A 9,324-nucleotide genomic window follows, 5' to 3' on the forward strand; every position below is an offset into this window, starting at 1 on the left:
CGGCATATGAGAACGGGCCGCGGCTACCAGCCGCGGCCCGTTTCCCTGTCCCGCAACAACGCGGGATAGCCTTCGGGCTGACGGTCACTCGGCCACACCCCGCGGACGCGCGACCGTCCGCAGTCTCATGAGTAGGGGCTAACGACGGAACCACACGACAGGTTCCGCACCAACTTCATTGCTCGGCGTAACCAGCCGTGATACACAGAGTGACCATACGATCCTTCGCATACCGTCCCACACACCCCGTAAGGGATCCCGCGTGGGCCTTCCGCGAGGGAACGGCAAGGGATTCGTACGAAACTCGCCAATCAATGACGCCAAGTCGACATCCGACAGGGCCATCGTCGGCGAGAATGGGCCCGACCTCTGCGCACAGGGCAGAGGGTGCAGAACTACCCACTAGGGGCGGTGACTTACATGCTTTTCGCAGCCGAAAAGGGCGACATCACCACAATTATCGGCGGGATCGCTCCGGACTGGGGTCCCTTCGGCAGCCTGGGCAACGAAGCCAAGACGATGGTCCAGGTTGTGATGGCGGTCGCCATCATGCTCTGCCTCGGGATCGCGATCTGGGGCGCGGCCAAGCAGCGCATCGGCGCGACGGCCCTCCGGGACACCTTCAGCGCCGAACAGGGCAAAGGCCTCATCATCGCGGGCCTCACCGGAGTCTTCATCATCGGGTCCCTCGGCACGCTGTTCACCATCGTGTACGGCATGGCCGTCTAGGGCGGGCCGGGCACGCCCGGATCTCTCCTCTCCCTCCGACCCACCCGTCCGTCGTGCCCACCGGCTGAGGTTGCGTTCCCTGATGTCGAGTCACCACACCCCGCCCGCGCGGGAACCAGCACGGCTACCGTCGTACTACGCGGTTCAGCGGTTCAGCGAGAGGTTGAGGGGGCGTACGCGGCATGAGTCTCGGTGACGATCCCGGATACGGTGACGGCTCTCGCGGTGAGGACGGCGGATACGGCGGCTCCGGCCAGACCCGGACCAGACTCCCGGGCGGTGGCACGGGCGACGTGTACGGCGGTGCCCGCCGCGGGCGGTCCTCCTCGCGGAGCCTGGTCACGGTCGTCGGCGTGGTCGTCCTCCTCATCGCCGCGATCGCCTTCGCCAACCGTGGAGACGACGACTCCTCCTCCTCCTCCTCCGACGGAGGGGGCACCGACAACGCCCAGACTTCGCCTACGGCGGCTTCGGGGGAGCGGCCGGTGGGGTCGAAGGACTCGGGGATTCCCACGGGGTTCGCGCACAGCTCCCAGGGCGCGGAGTCCGCTGCGGCGAACTACGCGGTGGCGTTGGGCTCGGCCGACATGTTCAACAAGACCAGGCGGGACCAGATCCTGTCGGCCGTCATCACCCCGTCCAAGGTCGCCGAGTTCCAGGCGTCGCTGGACCAGGCGTACACCCCGCAGTTCAACCAGAACCTCGGTCTGAATCAGGACGGCTCGACACCCCAGGGCTACACATTCGTCTCGCGTACGAGCCCTCTCGGCACCAAGGTGACCAAGTCGTCCAGCGACACGGCGACCGTCGAGGTCTGGTGCAGCGGTCTCCTCGGCCTCGCAGGCACGAACTCCACCAACCCCGTCACCAGCACCTGGTTCACGATCACCGCGCAGCTGGAGTGGACCGGCGGCGACTGGAAGATCGTGACGCACTCTCAGAAGGAAGGCCCCGCGCCCGTACCGGGCGACGACCGGGCCTCCAGCGCCGACGACATCGCGAAGGCTGTCGAGGAGTACGGAGGGTTCACGTATGCCCGCTAACCATCGCGTACTCAAACTCACCGCCGCCGTCGGGGCCGTACAGGCCACGGTGTTGCTGCTGGCCGCCCGAGCCGCGGCCGCCCCCACACCGACCCCGACCAGTGACCCTTGCAGCCTCATCAAGGGCCCCGCCAAGGACTACTGCGAAGGCGACAGCGGCACCGGCGGAGGCGGAAGCGGCACCACCTCTCTCCCCTCCACCCTCGACCCCCTCACCTCCCTCGCCCAGGGCTGCGCCGACGCCGCGTCATGGACCATCGACAAGCTCAGCGAGGCCGTCAAGGACACCGCGAACGTCGACTTCACGAACCCGAAGTTCCTCCAGCAGTACGCGGTGGTCTTCGCGGCGTCGACGATCCTGACCCTGGTCCTGTGGCTGCTGGCCGTGTCGAAGAGGGCGGTGCGAGGCGTCCCCCTCACCACCGCGATCGGGGAAGCGGTCGGGTTCCTGTGGCTTACGGTGCTGGCATCGGCGTTCACCCCGCTGATCCTCTACACGGTCGTGTCGGCGACGGACGGCGTCACGGAGGTCCTGGCGTCGACGACGGGCAACCAGACGGACACCTTCTTCGGCAACTTCTCCGGCGCCCTGGCCAAGGGCGAGGACATCGGCGGCGGCCCGATCATGCTGATCGTCGTGTCGATGGTGTCGATCCTGGCGGCCGGCGTGCTCTGGCTGGAGCTGGTCATCAGAGCCGCCCTCCTCTACGTGGGCGCCCTGCTCGGCACCGTCGTGTACGCGGGCCTCGTCGACAAGAACCTGTGGGGCCACGTCCGCCGCTGGGCGGGCATCATGATCGCGGTCATCCTGGTCAAACCGGTGATCGTGATCGTGCTGGGCCTGGCCGGTGCGCTGTCCACCGCGGAGGGCCCGGACGCGTTCTCCGCCGTCGTCTCGGGACTGGCCATCATCCTGCTCGCCATCTTCGCGAGCGCGATGATCTACCGCTTCGTACCGGGCTTCGGCGACGAGATCGCGGGCTCCCGCAACAACCGCATCATGCAGGGCGCCGAGGGCAAGGCCGCCGCCGTCATGAGCTCCCCGGCCACCCTGGTCGCCCAGGGCATCAAGACCCACAGCACCCGCGCCGACAACGGCGGCGGTGGGGGCGGTGGCGGAGGCGGCAACAGCCAGCCCCGCCCCTCCAACCCCGCCGCCGGCGGGGTGGCCGCACACAGCACCCGTACGTCGAACGGAGGCGGCGGATCTGTCCCCTCCGCCGCACCCGCACCCCGTACGAACCCGACGAGTACCCCGCACGCCCGCAACAACCGCACGGGAGGTGAAGGGCGTTGACGACCGAGTCCCACGTGTCCCACGTGATCACGCCCCGCCGTACATATCTGATCGGCCGCGCCCGGCCGAACGCGATCGTCGGCCGGAACCGTGAGTCCGGCGAGATCGCACTGATCATCGCGGGCGCGTTCCTCGGCATGATGTGCGGCTTGCTCGTCCCGGTGCTGTCCCTGCGGATCGTGCTGCTGATGGGCTTCCCGCTGGTCGCCCTCGCGGCGGTGTACGTCCCCTACAAGCGCCGCACGTTCTACAAGTGGTTCGAGATCAACCGCAGTTACAAGCGGAGCCTGCGCCGGGGAACGGCGTACCGCAGCAGTGTCATGGAGGCCGGTACGCGCATCGAAGGCCGTGAGGTCGAGATCGGCCCGCCGCCCGGCATCGGGCGGATCAACTGGCTCGCGGCGCCCTTCGGCCCCGACGAGATCGCCGTACTCCTGCACGCCGACCGCCGCACGGTCACCGCCGCGATCGAGATCGAGGGTCCGGGCGTCGGCCTGCGCGACTCCGAGGACCAAGAGGCCCTCGTCGACCGCTTCGGCACCCTCCTCAAGCACGTGGCGAACGGCGACGGCTTCGTCACCCGCATCCAGATGCTCGCCCGCACCCTCCCCGCCGACCCGGACGCCCACGCCAAGGACGTCTCCGTACGCGGCGACGAGCGCGCCCCCGGCTGGCTGCAGCAGTCGTACGACCAGCTCCAGTCCATGGTGTCCACGAGCAGCGAGCAGCACCGTGCGTACCTCGTCGCGTGCATGCACTTCAACCGCGAACTGGCCGCCGAGGCACAGGCGATGGCCCGCGCGGCGCGCCCGCAGGGTGGCCGGAAGCTGGACCGTGACGCAGGCCTGGCCGTCGTCATGGCGCGCGAGCTGACCGACATCTGCTCCCGCCTCCAGGAAGCCGACATCCGCGTACGACAGCCGCTGGGCCAGGGCCGTCTGTCCTCCCTCGTCCACTCCATGTACGACCCGGACCACCCCATCGACCACATCCAGGCGATGACGAAGCGCAACGCCTGGCCCGCCGAGCTCGACGCCATGGAACCCACCTACCTCCAGGCGAAGACCCGCGAGTCCTCCACCCGTGCGCCCTGGTGCCACTCCACGGCCTGGGTGAAGGAGTGGCCGATGACGCCGGTCGGCGTCAACTTCCTTGCCCCGCTGCTCGTCCACACCCCGGACGTCATCCGGACCGTGGCCGTCACGATGGACCTCGAACCCACCGAGATCGCCATCGAGCGCATGCTGACGGAGAAGACGAACGACGACGCCGAGGCCAGTCGCGCCGCCAAGATGAACCGGACCGTCGACCCGCGCGACGTCGCCGCCCACGGGCGCATGGACCAGCGCGGCGAGGACCTCGCGAGCGGCGCGGCGGGCGTGAACCTCGTCGGCTACATCACGGTCAGCTCCCGCTCCCCCGAGGCCCTCGCCCGCGACAAGCGGACGATCCGCGCCTCGGCCGGCAAGTCGTATCTGAAGCTGGAGTGGTGCGACCGCGAGCACCACCGGGCCTTCGTCAACACACTGCCGTTCGCCACCGGAATCCGCAGGTAGGGGCTGATGTTCTGATGCGGGATCCGCTGTCCACGGCAACCGACGCCTTCACGTCCTTCCTCTTCGGCAAGATCGAGACGACCCGGCTCCCGGTCCGCACGTCCACCGGCCAGGCCCAGGCGGTCTATCTGCCGACCGCCGCCCCGGGCCTCGGCGACTCGGGCGTCATCATCGGCCGCGAGGTGTACTCCGGGAAGGGCTACATCTACGACCCCTTCCAGCTGTACGGCCAGCAGCTCCCGGCACCGCACTGGCTGGTCCTTGGAGAGTCCGGCAACGGCAAGTCGGCGCTGGAGAAGACGTACGTCCTAAGGCAGTTGAGGTTCCGCGACCGACAGGTCGTCGTGCTCGACGCACAGGGTGAGGACGGCGCCGGTGAGTGGAATCTCATCGCGCAGGAGCTGGGAATAACCCCCATCCGGCTGGACCCCACCGCCGCCCTGGACATGGGCATCCGGCTCAACCCGCTCGATCCGGCGATCACGACGACCGGGCAGCTCGCGCTGCTCCGGACCATCATCGAAGTCGCGCTGGGCCACGGCCTGGACGAACGCTCCGGCTTCGCCCTCAAGGTCGCGCACGCCTACGTGAACGAGACGATCGTCGAACGCCAGCCGGTCCTGATGGACATCGTGGAGCAACTGCGCCACCCCGAACCGGAGTCGGCCGAGGCGATGAACGTCGCCATAGACGACGTACGGGCATGGGGCCTGGACGTGGCCCTGGTCATCGACCGACTGGTGGACGGCGACCTGCGGGGCATGTTCGACGGCCCCACGACGGTGGGCATCGACCTCGACGCCCCGCTCATCGTCTTCGACCTCTCCCACATCGACCGGAACTCCATCGCCATGCCGATCCTGATGGCGATCGTGGGTGTGTGGCTGGAGCACACCTGGATCCGCCCCGACCGGAAGAAGCGGATCTTCCTGGTCGAGGAGGCCTGGCACATCATCAACAGCCCCTTCGTGGCCCAGCTCTTCCAGCGCCTGCTGAAGTTCGGGCGCCGCCTGGGCCTGTCCTTCGTCGCGGTCGTCCACCACCTCTCCGACGTCGTGGACGGGGCCGCGGCGAAGGAGGCCGCCGCGATCCTCAAGATGGCCTCGACCCGAACGATCTACGCCCAGAAGGCCGACGAGGCGAGGGCTACGGGGCGGGTACTGGGCCTCCCCAGGTGGGCAGTGGAGATCATCCCCACTCTCACCCCCGGCATCGCGGTCTGGGACGTCAACGGCAACGTCCAGGTGGTCAAACACCTGATCACCGAGACCGAACGCCCCCTCGTCTTCACCGACCGCGCCATGACCCAGACCTCCGCCGAACTCATCGCCGACGACGCGCTGCACGCCGCGGAACTGGAGGCGGAGGAACGCGCGGCAGCCTTCATGGAACAGCACCTCAGCGATCTCGACGGTTCGTCCGAGTCCACGGTGGCGTGAGAACGGCGGCATGACATGACACGGGAAGAACGCGGCGAAGAACGGGGCGTCCCCGACGGATTGCTGGTCGGGGTGCTGGCCTTCCTGCTCGGCATGACCCTGATGGTGTGGACGTCCACGGGGTTCGCGGGACTGTTCTCCCGGGGAGCATGGCCGAACGCCGTCACGTTCGCGCACACGCCCCTCGCCATGCGCCACCTCATCGGGGAGCCGCACGACCTGACGGGGGCGTGGCCGGACACGCCTGCCGATCAGCTGTCGGGGTGGGGACTGTTCTGGGGACTGTTCATCGGCCAGCTGATGCTGCTGGTGGTACTGACGGTGTTCGTGATCGGAACGGTGGCGAGGTGGCGGGCGGGGAGAACGAGACGCGGGGCGAAGGCGGGGTTGTCGACGGCTCCCTTTGCGGCGGAGGGCGAGCGGGCGGGTGGGTGGGAAACTCTTCGCGCCGAAGGCGCGGAGACCACAACGCACCGGCACCCGCCAACGCAAGAGCAACCACTGCAGACGACGGCTCCCTTGACAACAGGGGGTGAAGGGGCGGGCGGGCTGGAAACCCCCGCGGAGACCAAAACGCAAGCACAGCCGCTGCACCAGGCCGATCGGCCGGCCGCGTGGGAAAACCCCCCGGCGAAACTACCCCGCCCCGTCCGACTGGCCCCCGCCGAATCCCGCCACCCCCAAGCCGTCCAGGCAATCCAAGACGCAGAAGGCCCCGCTCTGGTCGTCACCTCGAACCCCAGAACCTGGTCGGACACCAAGGACGCCAGAGCCAAGCTCGGCCCAGTCCTCCTCTACGACCCCGCGCACCTGTGCGACACCCCGGCCCGCCTCCACTGGTCCCCCTCCTCCGGCTGCGAGGACAAGGCCACCGCGGCGGCAAGGGCGGCAGCCCTACTCGCCCCCGTACGCCCCACCGCCAAGGTGGACCAACCCATGGCAGACGTAGCGGAAACGCTCCTGCGCAGCTACCTGCACGCCGCCGCCGTGGAGGGCAAACCCTTCCGCCATGTCCACCGCTGGTCCCAGGGCATGCAAGTACAAGACGCGGTACGAGCCCTCCGTACCAACCCCAAAGCCGCATCCGGAGCCGCAGGCGAACTGGAAGCGGCCCTCACCTCGCACCCCGAACGTCGCGACATCGCCCAGGAGTTGACGGCCCGCGCCCTCTCCGCCTTCTCCACGGTCAACATCCGCGAATCCTGCACCCCAAACCGAAGTGACACCCTCACTCTGGATTCTTTCGTGAACGAAGGGGGCACGCTCTATGTGGTCGGTGAACCCATCGAGGACCCCAGGGCGAATCCCGGCGCGATGCCGCTCCTGACGGCCCTCGCCTCAAGCGTGGTCGAGCGCGGCCGGCGCATGGCCGAACGGTCATCCTCCGGTCGCCTCGACCCACCACTCACCCTCGTCCTGGACGACGTGGCGGCCGTGGCCCCCCTCCCCCAGCTCCCGGACCTCCTGTCCACCGGAGCGACCCGAGGCTTCCCGACCTTGGTCCTCCTCCGCTCCCAGGAGCAGGCCCGTTCCCGCTGGCCGCAGTACGAACTCCCGCTCTAGGACTGGCCAAAGACCGGTCTAGTACCTGACCTGGCCGCGACTCTTCGCGGGCCGAGCGATCACGAACTCCAGCTCCCGCTCCCCCGAACTCCCCGGCGACGGCACGGCCACCCCACTCGGCAGGAACCCCGCCTTCCGATAGAACGCCTCGGCCCGCCCGTTCTTCTCGTGCACGAACAGCCGTACGCGCTCGAGCCCGCTCTCCCAAGCCCACTCCAGGGCGGCGTCAAAGAGCGCCCCGGTCACCCCGACGCCACTCCCCCGGCGCTCGGGCCGCACGTACACCCCCACCAGATGCCCCTGGCGCCGCTCGACCACGCCCCCGAAGATGTCCTGCTCCCCGGCCTCCTCAACCAGCACGGCCACGGACCCGTCCCACACCCCGTCCTGCCCCACGGCCACGAACTGCCGCCGCTCAGCAGCCCCCTCGGCGGCCCCGGCCGCCCGCTCCCGCCAGAACGCGTCGGGCTTGGCCGCGGCCTCCTCGTACGTCTCCAGGAACGCGAGATGAGCAACGGGGTCCCGCAGCGAGTCGAGCCGCAGCTCCTTCACCTCGGCCCACTCGTCGGAACGTATGGAACGAATCACGTGGTTCATGAAAACCACGGTATTACCTGCCTCCGACAACGCCCACCGGATATCCACCCTGCCGACACCCACCGTCAGGGCCCCCGTCATGATCGTCCCTGTACGACGTCAGACTGACGTAGAAGCCCGCCAGGGGCTGTCACTCACTCCCCACTCTCCATGGAGAAGCGCCGCATGCCCAAGGTCCAACTCGACGAACTCCGCAACGTGATCCACCCTCCGGGCAAGCTGGACAGCAGGGCGGAACACTGGGCCGGCCGCCTTTACATGCGGACCCTGTCCCTCCGGGTGACCCGCCTGATGCTCGGCACCCGCGTCTCACCGAACCAGATCACCGTAGTGATGGTGTTCGCGGGCGTTCTCTCCGGAGTGGCCCTGCTCCTGCCGGGCCTGGGCGGCGCCGTACTCTCCGTCCTCTTCATGCAGCTCTACCTCCTGCTCGACTGCGTGGACGGCGAAGTAGCCCGCTGGCGCAAGCAGTTCAGCCCCCTCGGCGTCTACCTGGACCGCCTCGGCGCCTACCTCGCCGACGCCGCGGTCATGGTCGGCATGGGCCTGCGCGCCTCCGAACTCGGCCTGGACCCCTACCTGGTGGCCGGCCTGGCAGCAGCCATCGGCGTCCTGCTCCTCAAGTCGTCCTCCGACCTGGTCCACGTGGCCCGCTCGGACAGCGGCCTCCAAAAGGCCACCGACCAGTCCGTGGTCCCCCGCTCCACCGGCCTGGCCCGAGTACGTCGCCTGGCCTCTTCCGTCCAGCTCCACCGCCTGTGCAACGGCATCGAGGCCACCATCCTGCTCCTCGTGACCGCGGTCGTGGACGTGGCCCTCGGCGACCTGACGGCCACAAAGATCGCCACCATCGCCATAACAGCGATCGTCTGGCTGCTCGTCCCCGCCCACATCATCTCGATCGTCTCGTCGTCCCGCCTGAAGTAACCACTGTCCGAACGGGAGCCAGTGCCGGGGTATGGCGCCATACCCCGGCACCAATAAAACAGAGATAGCCGGATATACCCCTGAACGCAGAAAACCCCCGTACCGTTTCCCGGTACAGGGGTTTTCTCCAAAACTTGTTCGGCGGCGTCCTACTCTCCCACAGGGTCCCCCCT

Annotated in this window: 8 protein-coding genes; 7 read left to right on the forward strand and 1 reads right to left on the reverse strand. The window is 68.5% G+C overall.

Features of this window, described 5'->3' with window-relative positions:
* Positions 1-420 precede the first annotated feature (420 nt).
* The 6 genes from AB0N66_RS38800 to AB0N66_RS38825 all read left to right on the forward strand — a co-directional run bounded on the left by AB0N66_RS38800 (position 421) and on the right by AB0N66_RS38825 (position 7,627).
* Positions 421-729: a hypothetical protein gene (locus tag AB0N66_RS38800; protein WP_266459173.1), complete on the forward strand. Its 309-nt coding sequence runs from the start codon at positions 421-423 to the stop codon at positions 727-729.
* 182 nt (positions 730-911) lie between these two features.
* Positions 912-1,772, forward strand: coding sequence for a hypothetical protein (locus AB0N66_RS38805; RefSeq protein WP_365444360.1), 861 nt, complete (start codon positions 912-914; stop codon positions 1,770-1,772).
* On the forward strand, positions 1,762-3,069 hold the full coding sequence (locus tag AB0N66_RS38810; RefSeq protein WP_365444363.1) for a hypothetical protein: 1,308 nt from the start codon (positions 1,762-1,764) through the stop codon (positions 3,067-3,069). The genes AB0N66_RS38805 and AB0N66_RS38810 overlap by 11 nt, the downstream gene beginning before the upstream one ends.
* Positions 3,066-4,625, forward strand: coding sequence for an SCO6880 family protein (locus tag AB0N66_RS38815; protein WP_365444366.1), 1,560 nt, complete (start codon positions 3,066-3,068; stop codon positions 4,623-4,625). The genes AB0N66_RS38810 and AB0N66_RS38815 overlap by 4 nt, the downstream gene beginning before the upstream one ends.
* A 14-nt stretch (positions 4,626-4,639) precedes the next feature.
* Positions 4,640-6,064 carry an ATP-binding protein gene (locus AB0N66_RS38820; RefSeq protein ID WP_365444369.1) on the forward strand — a complete coding sequence of 475 codons (1,425 nt, stop codon included), beginning with the start codon at positions 4,640-4,642 and terminating at the stop codon, positions 6,062-6,064.
* A gap of 15 nt (positions 6,065-6,079) precedes the next feature.
* A complete protein-coding gene (locus AB0N66_RS38825; RefSeq protein WP_365444372.1) occupies positions 6,080-7,627 on the forward strand; it encodes a type IV secretory system conjugative DNA transfer family protein in 1,548 nt (515 codons plus the stop codon).
* An 18-nt stretch (positions 7,628-7,645) separates the two neighbouring features.
* Here the strand turns inward: AB0N66_RS38825 and AB0N66_RS38830 are convergent, their stop codons facing one another.
* A complete protein-coding gene (locus AB0N66_RS38830) occupies positions 7,646-8,224 on the reverse strand; it encodes a GNAT family N-acetyltransferase (RefSeq protein WP_365444375.1) in 579 nt (192 codons plus the stop codon).
* A gap of 165 nt (positions 8,225-8,389) precedes the next feature.
* On the opposite strand from AB0N66_RS38830, the gene AB0N66_RS38835 reads away from it, so the two are divergent.
* Entirely contained in the window at positions 8,390-9,151 is a 762-nt protein-coding gene (locus AB0N66_RS38835; protein ID WP_365444378.1) for a CDP-alcohol phosphatidyltransferase family protein, read from the forward strand.
* Positions 9,152-9,324: the final 173 nt, after the last annotated feature.

Source organism: Streptomyces sp. NPDC093544 (genome assembly GCF_040683495.1).
In the GTDB taxonomy this organism is placed as follows: Bacteria; Actinomycetota; Actinomycetes; order Streptomycetales; family Streptomycetaceae; genus Streptomyces.